This is a genomic window from Streptomyces sp. NPDC091280 (assembly GCF_044768565.1).
In the GTDB taxonomy this organism is placed as follows: domain Bacteria; phylum Actinomycetota; class Actinomycetes; order Streptomycetales; family Streptomycetaceae; genus Streptomyces.
In genome coordinates, this window is the sequence record NZ_JBIVUZ010000013.1 from 350,489 (window position 1) to 373,080 (window position 22,592).

The 22,592-nt window shown below is 71.8% G+C and carries 19 protein-coding genes; 12 read left to right on the top strand and 7 right to left on the bottom strand.

Annotated features, from left to right (window positions below):
• The 4 genes from ACIQPR_RS36265 to ACIQPR_RS36280 all read right to left on the bottom strand — a co-directional run.
• Positions 1-934 (bottom strand): DNA-3-methyladenine glycosylase family protein (locus tag ACIQPR_RS36265; protein WP_403657277.1); only part of this gene is annotated, 934 nt, incomplete at its 3' end.
• Positions 935-994: 60 nt separating this feature from the next.
• A complete protein-coding gene (locus ACIQPR_RS36270) occupies positions 995-2,311 on the bottom strand; it encodes a coenzyme F420-0:L-glutamate ligase (RefSeq protein WP_403657279.1) in 1,317 nt (438 codons plus the stop codon).
• Entirely contained in the window at positions 2,308-3,267 is a 960-nt protein-coding gene (gene cofD, locus ACIQPR_RS36275; RefSeq protein ID WP_403657282.1) for a 2-phospho-L-lactate transferase, read from the bottom strand. The genes ACIQPR_RS36270 and cofD overlap by 4 nt, the downstream gene beginning before the upstream one ends.
• A gap of 107 nt (positions 3,268-3,374) precedes the next feature.
• On the bottom strand, positions 3,375-3,884 hold the full coding sequence (locus ACIQPR_RS36280) for a cysteine dioxygenase (RefSeq protein ID WP_403657285.1): 510 nt from the start codon (positions 3,882-3,884) through the stop codon (positions 3,375-3,377).
• Positions 3,885-4,496: 612 nt separating this feature from the next.
• On the opposite strand from ACIQPR_RS36280, the gene ACIQPR_RS36285 reads away from it, so the two are divergent.
• From ACIQPR_RS36285 to ACIQPR_RS36295, 3 genes are all read left to right on the top strand, one after another.
• Positions 4,497-4,760, top strand: coding sequence for a WhiB family transcriptional regulator (locus tag ACIQPR_RS36285; protein ID WP_003975777.1), 264 nt, complete (start codon positions 4,497-4,499; stop codon positions 4,758-4,760).
• A gap of 161 nt (positions 4,761-4,921) precedes the next feature.
• Positions 4,922-8,644, top strand: a complete 3,723-nt coding sequence (locus ACIQPR_RS36290) for a glycosyltransferase (RefSeq protein WP_403657288.1) — start codon at positions 4,922-4,924, stop codon at positions 8,642-8,644.
• Positions 8,641-10,128 (top strand): DUF5719 family protein, encoded by a 1,488-nt coding sequence (locus ACIQPR_RS36295; protein WP_403657291.1) that lies wholly within the window; start codon positions 8,641-8,643, stop codon positions 10,126-10,128. Before ACIQPR_RS36290 ends, ACIQPR_RS36295 begins: the two co-directional genes overlap by 4 nt.
• Before the next feature lie 51 nt (positions 10,129-10,179).
• Here the strand turns inward: ACIQPR_RS36295 and ACIQPR_RS36300 are convergent, their stop codons facing one another.
• Entirely contained in the window at positions 10,180-10,629 is a 450-nt protein-coding gene (locus ACIQPR_RS36300; protein ID WP_403657354.1) for a metallopeptidase family protein, read from the bottom strand.
• A gap of 279 nt (positions 10,630-10,908) precedes the next feature.
• Between ACIQPR_RS36300 and ACIQPR_RS36305 the strand changes: the two genes are divergently transcribed.
• The 6 genes from ACIQPR_RS36305 (at position 10,909) to ACIQPR_RS36330 (ending at position 16,788) form a co-directional block, all read left to right on the top strand.
• Positions 10,909-11,340 (top strand): DUF3499 domain-containing protein, encoded by a 432-nt coding sequence (locus tag ACIQPR_RS36305; RefSeq protein ID WP_403657357.1) that lies wholly within the window; start codon positions 10,909-10,911, stop codon positions 11,338-11,340.
• Between the two features lie 185 nt (positions 11,341-11,525).
• On the top strand, positions 11,526-12,890 hold the full coding sequence (locus ACIQPR_RS36310; protein ID WP_403657293.1) for a phosphomannomutase/phosphoglucomutase: 1,365 nt from the start codon (positions 11,526-11,528) through the stop codon (positions 12,888-12,890).
• A 172-nt stretch (positions 12,891-13,062) separates the two neighbouring features.
• On the top strand, positions 13,063-13,233 hold the full coding sequence (locus ACIQPR_RS36315; protein WP_019072213.1) for a Trm112 family protein: 171 nt from the start codon (positions 13,063-13,065) through the stop codon (positions 13,231-13,233).
• 31 nt (positions 13,234-13,264) lie between these two features.
• Positions 13,265-14,392, top strand: coding sequence for an SIS domain-containing protein (locus ACIQPR_RS36320; protein ID WP_403657296.1), 1,128 nt, complete (start codon positions 13,265-13,267; stop codon positions 14,390-14,392).
• Between the two features lie 109 nt (positions 14,393-14,501).
• On the top strand, positions 14,502-15,653 hold the full coding sequence (gene manA, locus ACIQPR_RS36325; protein WP_403657299.1) for a mannose-6-phosphate isomerase, class I: 1,152 nt from the start codon (positions 14,502-14,504) through the stop codon (positions 15,651-15,653).
• 154 nt (positions 15,654-15,807) lie between these two features.
• Positions 15,808-16,788 (top strand): cation diffusion facilitator family transporter, encoded by a 981-nt coding sequence (locus ACIQPR_RS36330; protein WP_403657302.1) that lies wholly within the window; start codon positions 15,808-15,810, stop codon positions 16,786-16,788.
• An 82-nt stretch (positions 16,789-16,870) separates the two neighbouring features.
• Here ACIQPR_RS36330 and ACIQPR_RS36335 read toward each other — a convergent pair whose 3' ends face one another.
• A complete protein-coding gene (locus ACIQPR_RS36335; RefSeq protein ID WP_403657305.1) occupies positions 16,871-17,062 on the bottom strand; it encodes a hypothetical protein in 192 nt (63 codons plus the stop codon).
• 568 nt (positions 17,063-17,630) lie between these two features.
• Between ACIQPR_RS36335 and ahcY the strand changes: the two genes are divergently transcribed.
• Both ahcY and ACIQPR_RS36345 read left to right on the top strand, forming a co-directional pair.
• Positions 17,631-19,088 carry an adenosylhomocysteinase gene (ahcY, locus tag ACIQPR_RS36340; protein ID WP_403657308.1) on the top strand — a complete coding sequence of 486 codons (1,458 nt, stop codon included), beginning with the start codon at positions 17,631-17,633 and terminating at the stop codon, positions 19,086-19,088.
• Positions 19,089-19,262: 174 nt separating this feature from the next.
• Positions 19,263-19,877: a hypothetical protein gene (locus ACIQPR_RS36345; protein ID WP_403657311.1), complete on the top strand. Its 615-nt coding sequence runs from the start codon at positions 19,263-19,265 to the stop codon at positions 19,875-19,877.
• A 104-nt stretch (positions 19,878-19,981) separates the two neighbouring features.
• On the opposite strand, the gene ACIQPR_RS36350 is transcribed toward ACIQPR_RS36345, so the two are convergent.
• Positions 19,982-21,136 carry an RDD family protein gene (locus tag ACIQPR_RS36350; protein WP_403657314.1) on the bottom strand — a complete coding sequence of 385 codons (1,155 nt, stop codon included), beginning with the start codon at positions 21,134-21,136 and terminating at the stop codon, positions 19,982-19,984.
• Between the two features lie 128 nt (positions 21,137-21,264).
• Between ACIQPR_RS36350 and ACIQPR_RS36355 the strand changes: the two genes are divergently transcribed.
• Positions 21,265-22,272, top strand: a complete 1,008-nt coding sequence (locus ACIQPR_RS36355) for a stage II sporulation protein M (protein ID WP_403657317.1) — start codon at positions 21,265-21,267, stop codon at positions 22,270-22,272.
• The last annotated feature ends 320 nt before the right edge of the window (positions 22,273-22,592 follow it).

The window sequence follows — 22,592 nt, forward strand, 5'->3', positions numbered from 1 at the left end:
AGCGGACCGCCCGGTGTCGCTGTCCCTGTCCTGCGTAGGGTTCGAGCAGCGACAGCATCATCGTGTCGTCCGCGTCCCGGTTCCCGGCGAGTGCCCAGCCGACGATTCCCGGCAGATGCAGGTCCCCCACGGTCACCGCGTCCGCCGCCCCATGGCTGCGTTGCACGGTCTCCGCGGACGTCCACGGGCCCACCCCCGGCACGACCTCCAACCGGGCCCGCGCCTCCGCCGCCGGCAGACGCACCGCCTGCTCCAGCCGCGCGGCGACCCGCACGGCACGCAGAATCGTCGACGCCCGCTTGTCGTCGACCCCGGCCCGGTGCCACTCCCAGGACGGAATCGACGCCCACGCGCGAGGCGCCGGCATCACCCACATCCGCCCGTCGACCGGACCCGGCGCCGGCGACCCGAACTTCCGCACCAGCGACCGCCAGGCCCGGTACGCCTCGTCGGTCGTCACCTTCTGCTCCAGCACGGACGGGATCAACGACTCCAGCACCAGCCCGGTCCGCGTCAGCCGCAAGCCCGGCCGCCGGTGCTGTGCGACCGCGACCAGCCGATGCCGGGGCACGAACGCCCCGGGGTCGTCGGCCGCGCCGAGCAGCTCGGGCAGCCGCTCCAACAGCCAGTCGCCGCCCGGCCCCCAGGCCTCCCCGCGCACCGCGCCGCCGTGCGCGGACACCCGCAGGGTGCCCGGTCCCACGGGGGTGAGGCTGGCCCGCCACACGGACCCGTCCGCCGCGGTCCGGAACGTCGGATCACCGGGCCCCCGCCGCAGCGGCCCGAGGACCAGCCCGAGATCGAGCACCCCGTCCGGCACCCAGGTGCGTACCCGCCCGGGCTCCGCGACCTGTCGGGGCACACCCCCAGGCACCACGACATGCCCGCCCCGCACGGTCGTACGAGTGGGCCGCGGAGCGAAACGTCCTGCCACGAATGAGGTCCTAGGGAAGCCGGAGAGGTCGTATGAGGGTAGGCGCACCCGGGGGACAGGTCACCGCACCTCGATGAACGCCCCCGCGTCCCGCTCCGGCCGGGCCCGCGGTTCCTCCGCCGCGTGCCCCACCGCCACCGCCCCCATCGGGTCCCAGCCCGCCGGCAGGCCCAGCACCTCCCGCACGACGTCCCGGCAGAACATCGTGGACGACACCCAGGCCGACCCCAGCCGCTCCCCGGCCAGCGCCACCAGGAAGTTCTGGACGCCCGCGCCCGCGGCCACCACGAACATCTCCCGCTCGGCGCCGTCCCGCCGCGCGTCCCCGTACGTGTGCGACCCGTCCATCACAAGGCACGGCACCACGAGATACGGCGCTCCCCGCAGCACGTCCCCGCGCCGCACCCGCTTGGCGACGGACTCCTCCGACTTCCCGTCCCGCCGCAGATCCGCGACCCACGCCTCCCGCATCGCGTCCAGCAGCGCACCGCGCGACTCGGCGGACTCCAGCAGCACGAACCGCCACGGCGTCGTGTGGTGCGGCGCCGGCGCGGTCACCGCCGCGGCCACCGCCCGCCGTACCGCACCGGGATCGACCGGCTCGTCGGTGAACGCCCGCACCGTACGACGCTGGGTCACCGCCTCCCGTACCGCCTCCGAGGTCCCGAGCCGGAACATGTCGTCGCGCCCGCCGCGGACCATGGCCCGGGCCCCCGACCCGTCGTCCGCGTCGGCCACGACATGCGGCAGCCCCCGCACCACCGCGACCGGCAGGCCCGCGGCCTTGCCCTTCACCAGGTCACCCGCGGCGGCGAGTTCGTCGGCGGTCGCCACGACCGTCGCGCTGAGCGGATTGCCGTAGGCGTCCGTGCCGCCCCGCAGATCGTCCAGCACCCGCACCCCGGCGGCGCCGATCGCCACGTCCGTGAGCCCCGTGCGCCAGGGCCGCCCGAAGGTGTCGGTGACGACGACCCCCACGCTGACGCCGAGCGCGTCCCGCAGCCCGTCCCGGATCGCGCGCGCGGACGCGTCCGGGTCCTCGGGCAGCAACAGCACTGTCCCGGCAGGGGTGTTGGAGGCGTCGACCCCGGCGGCGGCCATGACGAGCCCCTGCCGGTTCTCCACGATCCGCAGGGCACCGCGCCGCGCCACGACCCTTACGGTCTCGGCGTCGATCGCGGCCTCCCGGTCGGACGCCTCCACGACGCGCCCCTCCGCCTTGGACACGATCTTCGAGGTGACGAGGAGCACGTCCCCGTCGACGAGCCCGGGCTGTGCGGCGGCGATCAGCTTGGCGAGGTCGTCGCCCGCCGCGACCTCCGGCATCCCGGGCACGGCCCAGACCCGGTAACCCTCCACCGGCACCTCCTCGCTCATCCGGCCCGCACCTCCTCCGCCAGCGCCAGCGCCTCCCGCGCCATCCGCGCGGTCGCCTCGGTGTCGGTCATCATCAGCGGTACGGCCCGGCAGCGGATCCCGGCCGCCTCGACGTCCGCCACGGAGGCGGCGTCCACGGTGTCGACGAGCCAGCCGTCGAGCAGCCCGGAGCCGTAGTGCTCGGCCACCGCGGTCGCCGTGGACTCCACGCCCACCGCCGCGAGCACCTTGTCGGCCATCCCGCGCACGGGCGCGTCCCCGACGATGGGGGAGAGGCCGATCACGGGCACCCCGGCCTCGGCGACCGCCTCCCGGATACCGGGCACGGCGAGGATGGTGCCTACGGAGACGATCGGGTTGGACGGCGGGAAGAGGATGACGTCCGCCTCGGCGATCGCCTCCAGGACACCGGGCGCGGGCTTGGCCTGCTCGGCCCCGACCGGTACGACGGCCTCGGCGGGGACCGACGCGCGCAGCCGTACCCAGTACTCCTGGAAGTGGATCACCTTGCGCTCGCCGTCCAGCTCGACGGCGACATGTGTCTCGACGCGGTCGTCCGTCATCGGGATCAGCCGCACCCCCGGCTGCCAGCGGTCGCACAGCGCCTCGGTGACCGCGCTCAGCGGATAGCCGGCGCCGATCATCTGCGTCCGCACGATGTGCGTGGCGAAGTCCCGGTCGCCGAGCCCGAACCACTCCGGCCCGACGCCGTACGCCCCGAACTCCTCCTTGAGGTGGAAGGTCTCGTCGGCCCGGCCCCAGCCCTGCTCCTCGTTGATGCCGCCGCCGAGCGTGTACATCACCGTGTCGAGGTCCGGGCAGACCTTCAGCCCGAAGAGGTGGATGTCGTCCCCCGTGTTGCCGATCACCGTGATGTCCGCGTCCGGCACGGCCTGTCGAAGACCGCGCAGGAACCGGGCACCGCCGATACCTCCTGCAAGAACCACAATGCGCATGGACACAAGTCTTGCAGGCGGGTGTGACAACGCGGCGGGCAGTCGTCGCATCACCGGCCGGACGGCCGGACGGCCAGACGGTCAGACGGCCGACGCGGGGTGGCGCGTCAGGCGGTCACGGCGTCGGCCGTCTCCGAGCCGGCGCGTCGGGCGCACGCGGTGTGCATCGGCATCTCGGTCAGGCCGGGGAAGTAGACGTGCAGGCTTATGGCCGGTTCGAGGGTGTCGTTGACGACCTCGTGGACGTACCCCGGCGCGAACACCCGCTGCGCGCCCGCCCCCAGCGCGCGCGTGCCGCGCTCGGTGTGCTCGGTGAGCGTGCCGTCCAGGACGGTCAGCACACCGGAGGAGGGGCCGTGGTCGTGCGATCCGCTGCCCTGTCCGGGCACCCAGGACAGCAGCCACACCTCGTAGCCGGGGCCGGTGCTCAGCCGGTGGTACCAGCGGGTGGTCGCGTCGTACTCGACGAGGTGTTCCCACTGGGCGCGGTCGGCGGCGATCGAGCGCGCCAGGCCGACGAACTCGGCCACGGTGGCCGGGTGTTCGCGCGGGGCCTGGAGGAGGTGCGGGACTTCGAGGATGTCGCCGGCGATCTGGAGGTCGCTGTCGCTGTTCATGGGGGTGCGGTGGTTCCTCGGCGTAAGAAGTAACGGCGGGGGATGGGTGTCACCAATAAAGGAAGAGCAGGCAAGGAGGGCCGGAGCGCGGAGGGCTCAACAGCCGGAACAGCAACAACAGCTACAGCGAGCGTGGGCAGCACCGAGGGACCCGGCGGTGCGGGTCGAGGTGAGTGCCGAGTTCGCGAGCATGCCCACAAGGACATCGGTTCACACCCGCACTGTCAACTCGACGCCCGGCATGTGGGACATGTTTCACCTCATCCGGTACATCTGAGAGGTGAAAGGTTTGTTCAGGAGGGTATCGGGACACATGGCGCACAACCGGGCGCGCAAACCCCGTGGGAACGAGATCGAACTCCTGAGCGTCCTCCCCCGTGCAGGCCCTGTTTCGGGGTAGGAGGCCCATGGGGGTCTCCGCTGCTTGTCAAGGTTTATGCCGATTTGAACACTTTCCGCAAGGCCTTGGTTCCGCAGAGTGAATAAGGGGCCCAATAGCAGATCTCGGCTTGACTCGCCCGGAGCAGCACACTTGTAATTTCACTCGTGTCGTTCAGCCGACATCGGTAACGGCTACATCACGGGGACGCGAAAGACTGACGAGGGGCGCACATGACCGAGCTGGTGCAGCAACTGCTGGTCGACGACGCGGACGAGGAACTCGGCTGGCAGGAGCGCGCGCTGTGCGCCCAGACCGACCCCGAGTCCTTCTTTCCCGAGAAGGGCGGTTCCACCCGCGAGGCCAAGAAGGTCTGCCTCGCCTGTGAGGTCCGCTCCGAGTGCCTCGAATACGCCCTCGCCAACGACGAACGCTTCGGCATCTGGGGCGGCCTCTCCGAGCGCGAGCGGCGCCGCCTGAAGAAGGCCGCCGTCTGATACCCGGGAGCTGTCGAACGGCCCGTCGCACGTGGGTTATCCACAGGCGGCGGGCCGTCGCTGTGCCCAGCCGATAGTGTGGGCGCTCGTCCGAGACGTACCGCGGTCCCCTCGGGACACGGGCGTCCACCGCAGTCCATCGAACCGGGGCCTGTACCTCGATGTCCGCGCACAGCCACACGGCAGCCCAACACGACGCTGCCACTCCTGAGTTCCCGCGTCACGTGGTGACCGCGGTGCTCGTCTCCCACGACGGCGCCCGCTGGCTGCCCGACGCGCTCGCCGGGCTGCTCGGCCAGGAGCGCCCCGTGCAGAGCGTCATGGCCGCCGACACCGGCAGCGCGGACGACTCCGCCCAGTTGGTCACCGACAGCCTCGGCGCCGACCGCGTGCTGCACCTCGCCCGCCGCACCGGCTTCGGCCAGGCCGTCGAGGAGGCCAACCGCACGGCCCCCGTGCTGACCCCGGACGACCTGCCGTACCTCAAGCGCCCCAGCGGCTGGGACCCCGTCACGCGCACCTGGCGCGACGACGCCTACGACATGCCCGAACTCCCGCACGGCGAACCCGTCCAGTGGCTGTGGCTGCTGCACGACGACTCCGCCCCGGAACCGGACGCCCTGGCCCAACTGCTGCGCGTGGTGGACCAGGAGTACGAACTCGGCCGCGAGGACGTCGCCGTCGTGGGCCCCAAGCTCCGCGGCTGGTACGACCGCAGGCAGCTCCTGGAGGTCGGCGTCACCATCGCCCACTCCGGGCGCCGCTGGACCGGCCTGGACCGCCGCGAACAGGACCAGGGTCAGCACGACCACGTCCGGCCCGTGCTGTCCGTCTCCACCGCCGGGATGCTCGTCCGGCGCGACGTCTTCGACGAACTCGGCGGCTTCGACCGCCGACTGCCCCTGATGCGCGACGACGTCGACCTGTGCTGGCGCGTCACCGCCGCCGGCCACCGCGTCCTGGTCGCCCCCGAGGCGGTCGTCCGGCACGCCGAGGCGGCCTCCCGCGAGCGCCGCGCGGTCGACTGCGCGGGCCGCACGGTCGCCTCCCCGCACAAGGTCGACAAGGCCGGCGCCGTCTACACCCTGCTCGTCAACAGCCGTACGGCCGTGCTGCCCTGGGTGCTCCTCAGGGTCGTCGTCGGCACCGTGCTGCGCACCCTCGCCTATCTCGTCGGCAAGGTCCCCGGACAGGCCCTCGACGAGATCCGCGGCCTCCTGGGCACCCTGCTGCGCCCCGAGCGCATCATCGCCGGGCGGCGCAGGCGCGGCACCCCGCAGATCGACAAGGCGGAGCTGCGCCCGCTCTTCCCGCCGCCCGGCGCGACCCTGCGGGCCACCTTCGAACAGGCCGCCGCCAGCTTCGTCGACACCTCCGACCCCGAGATCACCTCCGGGGCGGGACGGCACGGCGGCGCGGTCGAGTCCGGCCCCGGCGGCGACGACGCGGACTTCCTGGAGATCGAGCAGTTCGCGCGCGTGAAGCGCATCGCCCGCAAGCCCGGCCCGGTGCTGTTCCTGGTGCTGCTGCTCGTCTCCCTTGTCGCCTGCCGCGACCTGCTCGGCGGCGGCGCGCTCACCGGCGGCGCGATGCTGCCCGCGCCCGGCGACTCCGGCGAACTGTGGTCCCGCTTCCTGGACTCCTGGCACCCGGTGGGCGTCGGCGGCACCCCGTCCGCGCCGCCGTACCTCGCGTTCGTCGCGATGCTCTCCTCGCTGCTGTTCGGCTCGACCGGCCTCGCGGTCACCGTCCTGCTGGTCGCCTCGGTGCCGCTGGCCGGGTTCACCGCCTACTTCGCCTCCCGCCCGCTCGTCGAGTCCCGCCTGCTGCGCGCCTGGGCGGCCGTCGTCTACGCCTTCCTGCCCGCCGCCACCGGCGCCCTCGCGGGCGGTCGCATCGGCACCGCCGTGCTCGCCGTGCTGCTCCCGCTGGCGGCCCGCGCGGGCATCGCGGCCAGCGGCCTCACCCACTCCTCGGGCACCCGCGGCAGCTGGCGCGCCACCTGGACCTACGCCCTGCTCCTGACGGTCACCACCGCCTTCACGCCGATCGTCTGGCCCATCGCCCTGATCCTCGGCATCGCCCTGCTGGCCGTCCGCAGAAGCGACATCACCGCCTACGGCCTGCGCTTCCTGGCCCAGCTCGGCACTCCGCTGCTGATCCTGGCGCCCTGGTCGCTGACGCTGCTCCCGTTCGGCTTCTTCCAGCAGGCCGGCCTGGAGTACGGCTCCGGGGCCGCGACCCCCCTCGACCTGCTCGGCGCCAGCCCCGGCGGCCCCGGCACGGTCAACGGCCTGATGCTCATCGGCATCGTGCTGGCCGCCCTGGCCGCCCTGCTGCGCGGTGAGCGCGTCTTCGGCATCCGGGCCGCCTGGGGCGTCGCCCTGGTGGGCCTCGTCTTCGCCGTCCTGTCCAACAGCTCCACCTGGGCCGGCCCCGCGACCCTCGTCTACGGCCTCGCGCTCCTGGCCGCCGCCGCGCTCGGCGCCGACGGGGCACGCGCGCGTGTCGCCGAGCAGAGCTTCGGCTGGCGCCAGCCGGTGGCCGTCCTGATCGCCTTCGCCTCGGCCGCAGGCCCGCTCCTCGTCGCCGCCGGCTGGATGCTCGGCGGCGCGGACGGCCCCCTGGAGCGCCGCGACCCGACCCAGGTGCCCGCCTTCGTCGCCGAGGAGAGCGACACCCAGGACCAGGCCCGCACCCTCGTCCTCGACAGCGACTCCGCGGCCCACGTCGGCTACATGCTGGTGCGCGGCTCCGGCGCCCGCATGGGGGACGGCGAGTTCGCCGCGGCGGACGGCGAGAACAGCAGACTCGACAAGGTCGTCGCCAACCTGGTCGCCGGCTCCGGCGCCGACCAGGCCGACGAACTCGGCGGCTTCGCCGTGCGCTACGTCCTCGTCCACAAGGGCGCGCCCCGCGAGGTCAGCCGTGTCCTGGACGCCACCCCCGGCCTCAGCAGGCTCAGCCAGGCCGACGGCAGCGCCCTGTGGCGGGTCAACGCGCAGGTCTCCCGCGCGGCGATCGTCGCCGGCAGCGCCGCCCCGAAGCCGGTCGCCGCCGGACCCGTCGACATCCACACCACGATCCCGTCCGGCGCCACCGGCCGCGTGCTGCGCCTCGCCGACTCGGCCGCCGCGGGCTGGACGGCCACCCTGGACGGCAAGCCGCTCACCCGCACCACGGTCGACGGCTGGGCCCAGGGCTTCCAGCTCCCCGCCTCCGGCGGCAGGCTGGACGTCACCTACGACGACCCGGTCGGGCACACCGCCTGGCTGTGGACGCAGGGCGCGCTCGCCCTCGTCCTCGTCGTGCTCGCCCTCCCGGGCCGCCGCCGCGACGTCGACGACGACCTTCCCGAGGAGGAGCTGATCCCGGCCCAGGCGGTCGCGGGCGAGGGCCGCAGGGCCCGCCGCCTGCGCGCCCAGGCGGAGACCGAGACCACCGACGGCACGGAACAGCCCGCGGACACCGGGGAGTTCGACGCCTTCGGCACGGACACCACACCTCCTCCTGCGGAGGAGGAGGTCGCCGCCGCGATCCCGCAGCAGCAGTCCTACGGAGAGTGGGACGCCGCGAGCTACGCGGGCGCCGAGTACGGCACCTACGGCGGCGAGCAGTACCAGGGCAACGACCAGTACCAGGCGGGCACGTACGACCAGTCGTACCAGGCGGACCCCTACCAGGGCGGCCAGTACGACCCGTACGCCTACGGCGGCCAGTCCCCGGGGCAGGGGTACGACCCGACGTACGACCCGGGCTACGACCAGAACCAGGGGCAGAGCCAGGGCTACGACCCGAACTACGACCCCTCCTACGACCCGGCGTACGACCCCGCCCGGCAGCATCCGCACGGCAGTGAGCGCCCCGACGGGAGCCAGCAGTGAACCGCACCACCCTGTCCTTCCTCGCCGGTGTGGCCGCGCTCGCGGCCGTCACCGGGTTCGCGGAGATGAAGACTCCGGCCGCGACCGGCTCCCACACCGCCGAGGCCGCCGCCCAGCTGCCCGTGGAGCGCACCAGCCTGCTGTGCCCGGCGCCGAGCACCTCCGACCTCGCGGACACGTCGTACACGTCCTTCACGCCCGTCACGGCGGGCACGGACGACAGCGGCAAGGCCGAACTCCGGGCCGCCGGCGAGGAGTCGGGTGACGGCACGGGCGGCAAGAAGAAGCCCGCCAAGCCCGTCCTGGAGCCCAAGGCCCCCGGTACGCCCGCCACCGGCGACAGTTCGGGCGCCGACTCGCCCGCGCTGCTCGGCACGGCCGAGGGCAAGTACGCGCCCGGCTGGACCGTCCAGGAGACCACCGAGGTCGCCGCGGGCAACGGACGCGGCCTGCAGGGCGTCAACTGCACCGCTCCGGACACCGAGTTCTGGTTCCCGGGCGCCAGCACCTCCGCCGACCGCACCGACTACGTGAACCTCACCAACCCGGACGACTCCGCCGCCGTCGTCGACATCGACCTCTACGGCAAGGACGGCGACCTCAAGTCGACGGTGGGGGAGGGCATCACGGTCGACCCGCACGCCGACGAGCCGATCCTGCTGTCCACGCTCACCGACGACCAGGAGGCCGACCTGACCGTGCACGTGGTCGTGCGCAGCGGCCGGGTCGGCGCGGCCGTGCAGGCCCTCGACGCCAAGCTCGGCGGCGACTGGCTGGCCGCGTCCACCGACCCGGCGGGCAGCCTGGTCATGCCCGGCATCCCGAAGGACGCCACTTCGGTACGGCTGATCGCCTTCACGCCGGGCGACTCGGACGCCGACCTGAAGGTGCGGCTCTCCTCACCCACCGGGATGATCACCCCGGCCGGACACGAGACCGTGCACGTCAAGGCGGGGATGACGGTCGGCGTCGACCTGGGTGACGTCACCCGCGGCGACCCGGGCTCCCTGATCCTGACGCCGACCGACCAGTCCGTGCCGGTCGTCGCCGCGCTGAAGGTCGTACGGGGCAAGGGCAGCGACCAGGAGACGGCGTTCATCCCGGCGACCGCCGCGGTCGGCACGCGCGCGACGTCCGCCGACAACAGCGCCAAGGGCTCCACGCTGTCCCTGGTCGCGCCGAACAGCACCGCGACCGTCAAGGTCACCGCGTCGGCCGGCAGCGGCGGCGGTACGCCGGTCTCCAAGACGTTCACGATCAAGGCAGGCACCACCCAGGACGTCGAATTCCCGGTCCCCAGCGGCCTGAAGGGCACCTACGCGCTGACCGTCGAGCCCCAGTCGGGCGGCCCGGTGTACGCGGCCCGGACGCTGGCGGCGACCGAGGAGGGCGTACCGGGGTTCACGATCCAGACCCTGCCGGACGACCGCGGCACGGTGTCGGTGCCGCGGACGGACGAGGACCTGTCGGTCCTCCAGAAGTAGCGGCCCACCAGTAGCAGTTCGCCGCGAACCCACGCGCGCGGGGAGGGGTTTTCAGTCCTCCCCGTAGCGCGGATCGACGGTCTCCGGGGTGAGGCCCAGCAGTTCGGCGACCTGTTCCACGACGATCTCGTGGACGAGGGCCGCGCGTTCGTCGCGCCCCTTCGTGCGGATCTCGACCGGCCGCCGGTAGATCACCACGCGCGCGGGATGCCCCTCACGGGCGGCGATCGTGCCCCCCAGGGGCACCGACTCGTCGTTCCAGCCCTCCCCGGCACCACCCAGTCGAGGGACTTCGAGAACCAGGAAATCGATCTCGGCCAACTGCGGCCAGCGTCGCTCCAGGCGCTCCACGGAGTCCTGCACCAGATCCGCGAACGCCTCGGCCCGGCTCGCGGCCAGCGGAACCTGCGGCGGTGCGATCGGGCCGCGCATGCCCCGGCCGTGGCGATCGCGGCGGCGGGGCCCGGGGCCGGCGGCGGGGGGCGGTACGGGGGTGTCCATCACTGGTGAAGCGTAGTCCCCGTCAGGTCCGCGCGCCGGACTCCACCCGCCGTCCGGGCGCCCGCACGGCATGTCGCAGGATGACCATTCCGGCCAAGGTTGGGCTCGATTCCGTATGTCTCCAAGACCGTCGCTCTCAAGGCAATTGACGGTGTTTGTGCCGAGTGATGACCGGACCCGACCCTGTTCGAGATCCCGATAAGGGGTGTTCGCGCAGGTCAGTGGCGTGTTGCCGGAGAGGTGTGTGGGGCGTTTCACAACCCGACACGGTGGAGTGACCTGGGGGAGAGTCGTCGCGGCCCGCTCAAGAGTGCGGTACCGTCCAACGTCGTGAGCCCTGTACGTCGCTGTTCGCGCACCGCTTGCGGCCGGCCCGCCGTCGCGACGCTGACGTACGTCTACGCCGACTCGACCGCGGTCCTCGGCCCGCTCGCCACCTACGCCGAACCCCACTGCTACGACCTGTGCGCCGAGCACTCCGAGCGCCTCACCGCGCCCCGCGGCTGGGAGGTCGTCCGCCTCCTCGACAGCTCCGCTCCGGCGCGCCCGAGCGGCGACGACCTGGAAGCGCTTGCCAACGCGGTCCGCGAGGCGGCCCGCCCCCAGGAGCGCGCGGCCGGAGCCGGTGGCGGAAACGGTGCCCGCACGGCGGACCCGATGGAGGTCGCCCGCCGGGGTCATCTGCGAGTACTGCGCTCACCGGACAACTGACAGGGCCTGCCCGGCAGTTCGTTCAACGATCCCCACCGTCACCGCGCCCCTTGAGACGAAGTCGCCGCGCGGGACGTTGCCCGGAGCCTGGTAAGAGTCTGCGGACGGCCCGGTTTTCGCGCGCCGCGCGGTCGGCCGTGACGGGTAGTTTGGGGCGACCGATAGGACTTTCTGGAGGGTTGGCCGTGTCTGCTGATCTGTCGCAGCTCGTGAAGGCGTACGACGTACGGGGCGTCGTCCCGGACCAGTGGGACGAGTCCCTGGCCGAGCTGTTCGGGGCGGCCTTCGTCCAGGTGACCGGCGCGAGCGCGATCGTCACCGGACACGACATGCGGCCCTCGTCTCCCGGGCTCTCCGCCGCCTTCGCGCGCGGGGCGGCGGCGCGCGGTGCCGACGTGACCGAGATCGGCCTGTGCTCCACGGACCAGCTGTACTACGCCTCGGGCGCGTTCGACCTCCCCGGCGCCATGTTCACGGCCTCGCACAACCCGGCGAAGTACAACGGCATCAAGATGTGCCGGGCGGGCGCGGCCCCCGTCGGCCAGGACACCGGCCTCGCCGAGATCCGCCAACTCGTGGAGTCCTGGCTGGACTCGGGCGCCCCGGAGGCTTCCGGACCGACGGGAACCATCACGGAACGGGACACGTTGGAGGACTACGCGGCGCACCTCCGCGGCCTCGTCGACCTGACCTCCGTCCGCCCCCTGAAGGTCGTCGTCGACGCGGGCAACGGCATGGGCGGCCACACGGTCCCGACCGTGTTCGCCGGCCTGCCCCTCACCCTCGTCCCGATGTACTTCGAGCTGGACGGCACCTTCCCGAACCACGAGGCCAACCCGCTCGACCCGGCCAACATCGTCGACCTCCAAGCGCGCGTCCGCGAGGAGGGCGCCGACCTCGGCATCGCCTTCGACGGCGACGCCGACCGCTGCTTCGTGGTCGACGAGCACGGCGACCCGGTCCCGCCGTCCGCGATCACCGCGCTCGTCGCCGCCCGCGAGCTGGCGCGGAACGGCGGCACCGGCGTGATCATCCACAACCTGATCACCTCCTGGTCGGTCCCCGAGGTCGTCAGGGAGAACGGCGGCACACCGGTACGCACCCGCGTGGGCCACTCCTTCATCAAGGCCGAGATGGCGAAGGCCGGCGCGATCTTCGGCGGCGAGCACTCCGCGCACTACTACTTCAAGGACTTCTGGAACGCCGACACGGGCATGCTGGCCGCCCTCCACGTCCTCGCCGCGCTCGGTGGCCAGGACGGCCCCCTCTCCGCCCTCGTGGCCCAGTACGACCGCTACGTGGGCTCCGGCGAGATCAACTCCACGGTCGACGACCAGCAGTCCCGCCTCGCGGCGATCCGCGCCGCCTACGAGGGCCAGGACGACCTGACCCTCGACGAACTCGACGGCCTGACCGTCACCTCCGCCGACTGGTGGTTCAACGTTCGCCCCTCCAACACCGAACCGCTGCTGCGGCTCAACACGGAGGCACGCGACGAGACGACGATGGGGAAGGTGCGGGACGAGGTACTGGCGATCATCAGGGGCTGAGGGGCTGAGGGGCTGAGGGGCTGAGGGGCTGAGGGGCTGAGGATCGGCTGGGGCGGGGGGCGCGGCCCCGGGTCCGTCGGCCCCGGCCCCGGCAAGCACTCCGCACCGGCGGTAACCTGACCAGGCACATCCGCACGCACCGTCGTAGACATTCGCCTCGGAGGGACACCCCATGCCGCTCGAAGCCGGCCTACTGGAGATCCTGGCCTGCCCGGCCTGCCACGCCCCCCTCAAGGAGCAGGACACCGAGCTGATCTGCACCGGTGAGGACTGCGGCCTGGCCTACCCCGTACGGGACGGCATTCCCGTCCTCCTCGTGGACGAGGCCCGCCACCCCGCGTAACCGACGACGACGCGATCGGAGGCCGCCGCCCATGCTCGACGAATCGCTGCTCGACTCCCCGGACGCACTGGCCGAGGCCGACCGCCGAGCCCTGCTCCGCGGTGCCGCCGAAGCCGGTGCGCGGGTGCGCACCGCCGCCCGGCACGCCGCCGAGGCCGGCGTCCAGGACCTGAAGCCGGACGGCCGCCCGCGCGCCATCCTGATCGCGGGCCCCGGCGCCGCCGCGACCTGCGTCGCCGACCTGCTCGGCAGGCTCGCCGGCGCCAGCAGCCCCGTCACCCGCCTGGCACCCACCGGAGTGGCCCCCGCGGCCGGCGCGCTGCGCTGGGAACTCCCGGGCTGGGCGGGCTCCGTGGACCTGCTGCTGATCACCACCCCGGACGGCAGCGAACCCGGCCTGTCCCTGCTCGCCGAGCAGGCCTACCGCCGCGGCTGCACCGTCGTGGCCGTAGCCCCGTCCCGCAGTCCGCTCACCGAGGCGGTGGACGGCGCCCACGGCCTCTTCGTACCGATGGCGACCGCGCCGTACGAACACGACGAGCCGCTGGCCGCCTCCGCCCCCGGAGTGCTCTGGGCGCTGCTCACCCCGCTGCTCGCGCTCCTGGACCGCACAGGGCTGCTCAGCGCGCCGCCGGAGGCCCTGGAGAGGGTCGCCGACCGGCTCGACCAGGTCGCCGAGCGCTGCGGGCCCGCCGTCGTGACGTACAGCAACCCCGCGAAGACCCTCGCCGCCGAACTCGCCGACTCGCTCCCGGTGATCTGGACGGAGGGCGCGTCGGCCGGTCCGGCGGGCCGCCGGTTCGCCTCCGCGCTCGCCGAACTGGCCGGCCGCCCCGCGCTCGTCTCCGAACTGCCCGAGGCGCTCGCCGAGCACAACGCCCTGCTGGCCGGTCCGCTCGCCGCGAGCGCCGACCCGGACGACTTCTTCAGGGACCGCGTGGAGGAGGCACCCGCGCTGCACGCGCGCGTGGTGCTGCTCCGGGACCGCCCGATCGGCGGCCTCACCGCAGCCCCGAACGCCCGTGACCTGGCACTCAGTCACGACACGCCGATCAGCGAACTGGAGCCCGAGGACGGCGGCGAGTTGGAGACCCTCGCCGAGCTGATCGCCATGACGGATTTCGCCGCCGTTTACCTGGCGCTCGCCTCGGGCGCCTGATCTTGTCGTCGAAGCCCTGAGCCGCCGTACACCGTCGTACGCGGCGCGAACGCACGTCGTACCCAGGTAGTCCTCGGGTCGTACGCAGAGAGAACCGGTAGAGAGACACATGGACCGCCTCGACAACACCGTCCGCCCCTACGCCTGGGGTTCCACCACCGCCATCCCCAAGCTGCTCGGTGTGGAGCCGAACGGCGAACCGCAGGCGGAGATGTGGATGGGCGCACACCCGGGGGCACCCTCACGCACCGCGCGCGGGACCCTCGTCGAGGTCGTCGAAGCCGCCCCGGAGCGGGAGTTGGGCGAGAAGGCGGTCGCGAAGTTCGGCCCCCGGCTGCCGTTCCTGCTGAAGATCCTCGCCGCCGGCGCCCCGCTCTCCCTCCAGGTGCACCCCAACCTGGAGCAGGCGAAGGAGGGTTACGCCGACGAGGAGCGCCGGGGCATCCCCGTGGACGCCCCGCACCGCAACTACAAGGACGCCAACCACAAGCCCGAACTGATCTGCGCGCTCACCGAGTTCGACGGCCTGTGCGGCTTCCGCGACCCGCTGCGCGCCGCCGACCTGCTTGCCGGCCTCGGCGTCGACTCCCTGAAGCCGTACGTCGACCTCCTGCACGCGCACCCCGAGGAAGCCGCCCTGCGCGAGGTCCTCACCGCGATCCTCACCGCCGACCCGGAGGAGATGCGCCACACGGTCACCGCGGCGGCGACGGCCTGCACCACCCTGGGCGGCGACTACGCGCCCTACGCCGACATCGCCCACCACTACCCGGGCGACCCCGGCGTCATCGCGGCCATGCTCCTGAACCACGTCCGACTCCAGCCCGGCGAGGCCCTGTTCCTCGGCGCCGGCATCCCGCACGCCTACCTCGACGGGCTCGGCGTCGAGATCATGGCCAACTCCGACAACGTCCTGCGCTGCGGCCTGACCCCCAAGCACGTCGACGTCCCCGAACTCCTGCGCGTCGTCCGCTTCGAGGCGAGCGACCCAGGGGTGCTGCGCCCCGAGGCGTCTCCCGACGGCGAGGAGGTCTACGAGACCCCCATCGACGAGTTCCGGCTGTCCCGGTACGTCCTCCCGGCGGGCACAGGCGTCCACGACCTCACCCTCGACACCCCGCAGATCCTGCTCTGCACGGCGGGCGCGGTGACGGCGGGCGAGTTCGAACTGGCCCCCGGCCAGTCGGTCTTCGTCCCGGCGGGCGACAGGGCCGAGGTGTCCGGAGTCGGCACGGTCTTCCGCGCCACTGTGATCGTATGACCGGGCCTGTGGATACCTGACGAGCCGTCGCCGGGCCGGGCTGCAAGAATGGCCCACCGGCAAAGGACGGGCAAAGATGGTCGGACGGCTCATCCGTGGGCAGACGTCCGGCGTGGACGGCAGACGTACGAAGGCGAAGGGACACCGCGAACACATGAGCGCGTCAGGCGGCACCAGGGCGATCGTGGCGGCACTCGGCGCCAACCTCGCCATCGCGGCATCGAAGTTCGTGGCGTTCGCCTTCAGCGGCTCGTCCTCGATGCTCGCCGAGGGCGTCCACTCGCTCGCCGACTCCGGCAACCAGGCCCTCCTGCTGATCGGCGGCAAGAGGGCCCAGCGCGAGGCCACCCCGCAACACCCCTTCGGCTACGGCCGCGAGCGGTACATCTACGCCTTCCTCGTCTCGATCGTCCTCTTCTCGGTCGGCGGCATGTTCGCCGTCTACGAGGGCTACGAGAAGATCAAGCACCCGCACGAGATCGAGCACTGGTACTGGCCGGTGGGCGTCCTCGTCTTCGCGATCATCGCCGAGGGCTTCTCCTTCCGCACGGCCATCAAGGAGTCGAACGAACTGCGCGGTTCGCACTCCTGGTCGCAGTTCATCCGCCGCGCCAAGGCCCCCGAACTGCCGGTCGTCCTCCTGGAGGACTTCGGCGCGCTCATCGGCCTGGTCCTCGCCCTCGGCGGCGTCGGCCTCGCCCTGCTCACCGGCGACGGCGTGTGGGACGGCATCGGCACCCTCTGCATCGGCATCCTGCTCATCCTGATCGCCCTGGTCCTGGCCGCCGAGACCAAGTCCCTGCTGCTCGGCGAGTCCGCCGGCATCGAGGACGTCCAGAAGATCGAGGCCGCGATCGTCGACGGCCACACCGTCACCGGCATCATCCACATGCGCACGCTCCACCTCGGCCCCGAGGAACTGCTCGTCGCCGCCAAGATCGCCGTCCAGCACGACGACACGGCCACCGAGGTCGCCACCGCGATCGACGCCGCCGAGTCCCGCATCCGCGAAGCCGTCCCGATCGCCCGCGTCATCTACCTCGAACCCGACATCTACAGCGAGTCCGAGGCCACCAAGGGCCCCGACCGCGAAGCCACCCCGGGGGGCCCGGGCCAACACCCGGCCGAGCACTGACTTCCTCGCCTCTACTTCCTGAACCTCTGCCCATACGGCAACCGGGCCCGCCGGACATCCGACGACGGGCCCTCCCGACCCGCTACCCCTGCCGCACCGACCGCGGCACGGGCGCCACGGGCGCCACCGGGGCCGCCTTCCGCCGCCGTACGACGAACGCGATGACGCCCAGACCGATCCCGGCCAGGGTCAGTACGCCCCCGCCGACGGCCGCGGTCCTGACATCGTTGTCGTCGAGGACGTTTTCAGCCCCGATCGCTCCCTGCGTCTCCACCTTCATGTCGATGCCACGGCTCGCGGCTGCCTGCGCCGCTGCCCGTGGGGGGAGGGCCGGCCGGACCGGTCACGTAGTTCTCCTCACACCACTCGTCACACGGAACGCCGTCCCGGACGTCCCGCGCGATCGATCAGAAGCTCCTGATCTCCCCGCATCTTGATCCTGCGACACCCACCTCCCGACTCAAAGACGCGAACATCCTGGCCCGCCCCCCGCCTGCTCCCCGCCGCCCTCCCTCCCGACGTTCCTACGGCCCCGTCGACGCCCTCGCGGAAGCCCCGTCCCGCGCCCGGTGCCCGCCGGCTGCCCGCCAGGTTTCGGCCGGAACTGTCCGGAGCGGACTGGGGAGCGCCGGTCCTACCGGTGTAACTTGGGACGGAGCCAGACGTCGCTGCTGATGGCGGTCGGGCGGTCCCACCGCGGACCGGCCGAGGGAGAGAGGGCCTCCGACGGACTGCGCTGCGCGTACGCGGGCATGCCTGTGTCCTCCTTGGGGCACCCCTGTGTCCGCCGCCGCGCAGACCAGCCGTACCCACCTCGCCCCAACCCCGAGGAGTACCTCGCAATGACGACTGTCGACAACCGACAGGACTTCAAGGTCGCCGATCTCTCCCTGGCCGAGTTCGGCCGCAAGGAGATCACCCTCGCCGAGCACGAGATGCCCGGCCTGATGTCCATCCGCCGGGAGTTCGCCGCCAGCCAGCCGCTGGCCGGCGCCCGGATCATGGGCTCGCTGCACATGACCGTGCAGACCGCCGTACTGATCGAGACCCTGGTCGCCCTGGGCGCCGAGGTCCGCTGGGTGTCCTGCAACATCTTCTCCACCCAGGACCACGCCGCCGCCGCCATCGCCGTCGGCCCCAACGGCACGCCCGAGAACCCGCAGGGCGTCCCGGTCTTCGCCTGGAAGGGCGAGACCCTGGAGGAGTACTGGTGGTGCACGGAGCAGGCGCTGACCTGGCCGAACACCCCCACCGGCGGCCCGAACATGATCCTGGACGACGGCGGCGACGCCACCCTCCTCGTCCACAACGGCGTCAAGTACGAGAAGGACGGCAAGGTCCCCTCGCCCGACACCGCCGAGAACGACGAGCACCGCGTCATCCTCGAACTCCTCAACCGCACCATCACCGACGGCTCGCAGAAGTGGACCCAGCTCGCTTCCGAGATCCGCGGCGTGACCGAGGAGACCACGACCGGCGTACACCGTCTCTACGAGATGCACCGTGACGGCACCCTCCTGTTCCCGGCGATCAACGTGAACGACGCCGTCACCAAGTCGAAGTTCGACAACAAGTACGGCTGCCGCCACTCCCTGATCGACGGCATCAACCGCGCCACCGACGTCCTCATCGGCGGCAAGACCGCGGTCGTCTGCGGCTACGGCGACGTGGGCAAGGGCTGCGCGGAGTCCCTGCGCGGACAGGGCGCCCGCGTGATCATCACCGAGATCGACCCGATCTGCGCCCTCCAGGCGGCGATGGACGGCTACCAGGTCACGACGCTGGACGAGGTCATCGACAAGGCCGACATCTTCGTCACCACGACCGGCAACAAGGACATCATCATGGCCGCGGACATGGCCAAGATGAAGCACCAGGCGATCGTCGGCAACATCGGTCACTTCGACAACGAGATCGACATGGCCGGCCTCGCGCAGATCCCGGGCATCGTCAAGGACGAGGTCAAGCCGCAGGTCCACACCTGGACGTTCCCCGACGGCAAGGTCCTCATCGTGCTGTCCGAGGGCCGCCTGCTGAACCTGGGCAACGCCACCGGCCACCCCTCGTTCGTGATGTCCAACTCCTTCGCGGACCAGACCCTGGCCCAGATCGAGCTGTTCACCAAGCCCGAGGAGTACCCGACCGACGTCTACGTGCTGCCCAAGCACCTCGACGAGAAAGTCGCCCGCCTCCACCTGGACGCGCTCGGCGTGAAGCTGACCACGCTCCGCCCCGAGCAGGCCGCGTACATCGGCGTCGAGGTCGACGGCCCGTACAAGTCGGACCACTACCGCTACTGATCCGGTGACCCCGCCCACTGGGACCGCGTCCGTGCACTGACGCGGCCTCAGCGGGCAGGTCCTCAGCAGCAGGTCCTCAACAGATCCTCCGAGGCAGGCCCCCGCACCCCCGTGCCGGGGGCCTGCCCCTTTGGTTCCGTCGGCCGGACCGGCCCGTCAAGACCCAGGACCCCGATGCCCCGCGGCCGTTATTCGCTCCACGATCCGCACGATCACACCCCCTTCGCAGACGAACACTTCCAGTGCGCCCCCGGCCCGTCCGGCTGGCGCTACGTCTCCCAGCTCACCGCTCCCTCCGGCGATCACCACGGTTCCGTCGACCTGACGCTCGACGAACTCGGCCGCCCCATCCGGCTGGAGCTCCACGCGGCGAACTGGCAGGTGCGCGGCGCCGCCCTCGACGGCGTCACCTGGGTCCGCACCGACCCCACCGGCACCGATGCCGCCGAAGGCAACGTCCGCGCCCACGCCTTCACCGGTACCTCCCCCGCGTTCCTCATCGCCACCACCCGTCTTCTACGCCTCACTCCCTCCTCTTCTGCGACCCGCGTCCGCCTGGTCGCCTTCACGGACCCGGTCCTCGCTCCGCGCACCGTGGACCAGTCCTGGGCCCTGCTGAAAAGAGAAACACACGGCACTGACAATGGCCCTCTGACCGTGGACGAATACCAGGTCACAGCCCTGGACACGGGCGAGCAGCACGCCGTGCACATCGCCGGCGACGTCGTGCTCGCGGCACCCGGCATCGAGCTGGAGGAGCTGGAGTCACCGCCGTCCACCTTCGACTGAGCGACGTCGTTCCGCACCGGCCGAGGGGGAAGTGGCCCCAGATCCGGCCGTTGACGGGGAGCTGAGGGTGAAGGGGGGGCGGGTCAGGGCAGCGGCCGACCGATTCAGGCGGGCGGCGCGAATCCAGTGGAGGGCCGAGGCTCGGCGGGCGATGCCTTCTGCGGCACGGGGGGCTGTGAGCCGGGCGTCGGCTCGGCCGGATCGGCTCCCGTGCCGCCCGCAGCGGGCGAAGCAGGAGCGGCTGGGGGCGACCAGGAAGCCGGAACAGGACCGGGAGCGGGCGTGGGAGCAGCGCCGGAAGGCTGAGGGGGAGCCGATGGCAGCTGAGGAGCCGATGTCGGCTGAGGCTGCCAGGACGGTTGAAGCGCAGGGGACGGTTGAAGCGCCGAGTTGCCGTACGCGCCCGGCGCACCGGGGGCCCCAGGCCTGCCTCCGTCATCCGGCGCACTGCCGAACGACTGAGGCACCGAGAACGCCTGAGACGCCGGATAAACGCCCGAGCCCGCCCGACCGTTCCCGAAGGCCCGCCGCACATCCCGCGCCTGCCGTTCCTGAACCACCGCCGCCAGGTACGCGGCCGGCGGAACACCCTGCGGCGCCGGCGTTCCCGTACGGGCCACGAGGTCGGTGGCGAGCCGCTCGGCCATCTGCCATCCCACCTGCGGATCCAACTGCTGCATCCGCGTCAGGTACTGCCGGATGGCCAGCCACAACCCATCGGGAACGGCGGACAGATCGAGCTCGGCGAAACGTCCCGTCAGCCAGGGCGGCGGAGGCGGCACAAAGGACGTCTGTCCGGCGGGCACCCTTTCCCGTACGACCAAAGTCCCGGCGAACACGTCCCCGAGCCGCCGACCACGTGCCGAAACGAGCGAGGCGATGCAGGCGACGGTCCCGAACGTCATGAGGATCTCGATCACACCGATCGCACCCCGTACCAGCGCGTGCCGGAACCGGATCGGCCCCCCGTCGTCCCGCACCACACGCAGTCCGAACGCCAGCTTCCCGAGCGAACGCCCATGACTCAGCGTCTCCACCGCTATGGGCGCGCCCACCAGCACCAGCAGGAAGGCCGCGATCGAGAGCGCGATCTGTGCCGCGTCGTCCAAAGACGCCGTGGAGACCATCAGAGCCACGCTCACACCGACATAGGCGGCAACGGCCACGACCAGATCGAGCAACACCGCCAGCGCCCTGCTGGGCAGCCTCGCGGGGCGCAGCTCCAGCGCCACCGCCTCGCCCGTCACCAGCTCACTCACGCCTGCCGCCCTTCCCCTGACCTGCCCCTGGAACAGCCAGTCTGCCAAGCTGAGGGCACATCGCGCCCCAGTACGACAAGCTGATCCACAACCAGTGGTCGACGAGCAGCCGAGGAGCAGGCAACCAGATGGACCTCGACGTCTTCGTCTCGGCCCACCGAGCCGAGTGGGACCGCCTCGACACGCTGCTCCGACGTCAGCGACGCCTCAACGGCGCGGAGGCCGACGAACTCGTCGCCCTCTACCAGCGGACGGCCACTCATCTCTCCCTGATCCAGTCCAGCGCTCCGGACCCCCAGCTCACCGGCCGACTCAGCCAACTCGTGGCACGCGCGCGTAGTGCGGTGACAGGAACCCGCCGTGCCTCCTGGCGTGATGTCACGCACTTCCTGGGGCACAGTTTTCCGGCCGCGGTGTACCGGGCACGCCACTGGTGGGTCCCCACCGCGCTGCTGTCGACGGCGGTCGGGATCCTCCTGGGCTGGTGGATAGGCACGCACCCCGAAGTACAGGCATCCATCGCGGCCCCGAGCCAACTGCGCGAACTCACGCGCCCCGGCGGCGAGTACGAGACCTACTACTCAAGCCACCCGGCAGCGGCCTTCTCCGCGCAGGTCTGGACGAACAACGCCCAAGCCGCCGCGATGTGCCTGGTCCTCGGCATCTTCCTCGGCCTGCCAGTCCTCTGGATCCTCTTCGAGAACATGCTCAACCTCGGAGTCGGCATCGGCCTGATGTCATCGGCCGGCCGACTCGACACATTCCTCGGCCTGATCCTCCCGCACGGCCTGCTCGAACTGACGGCGGTCTTCGTAGCGGCCGGTACGGGCCTGCGCCTCGGCTGGACCCTCATCGACCCGGGCCCCCGCTCGCGCCGCACGGCCCTCGCCGAAGAGGGCCGAGCAGCCGTGGGCATGGCCATCGGCCTGGCCCTGGTCCTGTTCGTCTCCGGAGCCATCGAAGGCTTCGTCACCCCGTCGGGCCTCCCCACCTGGGCCCGCATCGGCATCGGCGTCATCGCCGAAGGCACCTTCCTGGCGTACGTCTACGTCCTGGGCGGCCGTGCCGTACGCGCAGGCGAAACAGGCGACGTCGAAGTGTCCGAACGCAGCTCCACCGTCCCTACGGCCGCCTGATGTGCGGGCACTCCCGCTGAGCTGCTAGTCTCCTCTTCGCCCCAAGGGATCCGTTGACACGGTCCGGTCGGGGAGGTAGATTCGAACAGTTGCCTAGAACTGGATCTGATCCGGTCGGCAGCAGCGAGTGTCTGTCTGCTTCTAGGAACTTCGATTCCAGAGAAGCCGCACTCCCGATGAATCGGAAAAGTACGGCCGGTAAGTCCGGCCCGGAACTTCTGATAAAGTCGGACTCGCCGGAAAGGGAAACGCGGAAGCGGAAACCTGGAAAGCACCGAGGAAATCGGAACCGGAAACGGTCTGATAGAGTCGGAGACGCA

Coding starts and splice junctions, on each gene's coding strand:
- ACIQPR_RS36270 (WP_403657279.1), bottom strand. CDS start 2,311: ATGAGCGAGGAGGTGCCGGTGGAGGGTTACCGGGTCTGGGCCGTGCCC.
- cofD (WP_403657282.1), bottom strand. CDS start 3,267: ATGCGCATTGTGGTTCTTGCAGGAGGTATCGGCGGTGCCCGGTTCCTG.
- ACIQPR_RS36280 (WP_403657285.1), bottom strand. CDS start 3,884: ATGAACAGCGACAGCGACCTCCAGATCGCCGGCGACATCCTCGAAGTC.
- ACIQPR_RS36285 (WP_003975777.1), top strand. CDS start 4,497: ATGACCGAGCTGGTGCAGCAACTGCTGGTCGACGACGCGGACGAGGAA.
- ACIQPR_RS36290 (WP_403657288.1), top strand. CDS start 4,922: ATGTCCGCGCACAGCCACACGGCAGCCCAACACGACGCTGCCACTCCT.
- ACIQPR_RS36300 (WP_403657354.1), bottom strand. CDS start 10,629: ATGGACACCCCCGTACCGCCCCCCGCCGCCGGCCCCGGGCCCCGCCGC.
- ACIQPR_RS36315 (WP_019072213.1), top strand. CDS start 13,063: ATGCCGCTCGAAGCCGGCCTACTGGAGATCCTGGCCTGCCCGGCCTGC.
- ACIQPR_RS36320 (WP_403657296.1), top strand. CDS start 13,265: ATGCTCGACGAATCGCTGCTCGACTCCCCGGACGCACTGGCCGAGGCC.
- manA (WP_403657299.1), top strand. CDS start 14,502: ATGGACCGCCTCGACAACACCGTCCGCCCCTACGCCTGGGGTTCCACC.
- ACIQPR_RS36330 (WP_403657302.1), top strand. CDS start 15,808: ATGAGCGCGTCAGGCGGCACCAGGGCGATCGTGGCGGCACTCGGCGCC.
- ahcY (WP_403657308.1), top strand. CDS start 17,631: ATGACGACTGTCGACAACCGACAGGACTTCAAGGTCGCCGATCTCTCC.
- ACIQPR_RS36345 (WP_403657311.1), top strand. CDS start 19,263: ATGCCCCGCGGCCGTTATTCGCTCCACGATCCGCACGATCACACCCCC.
- ACIQPR_RS36355 (WP_403657317.1), top strand. CDS start 21,265: ATGGACCTCGACGTCTTCGTCTCGGCCCACCGAGCCGAGTGGGACCGC.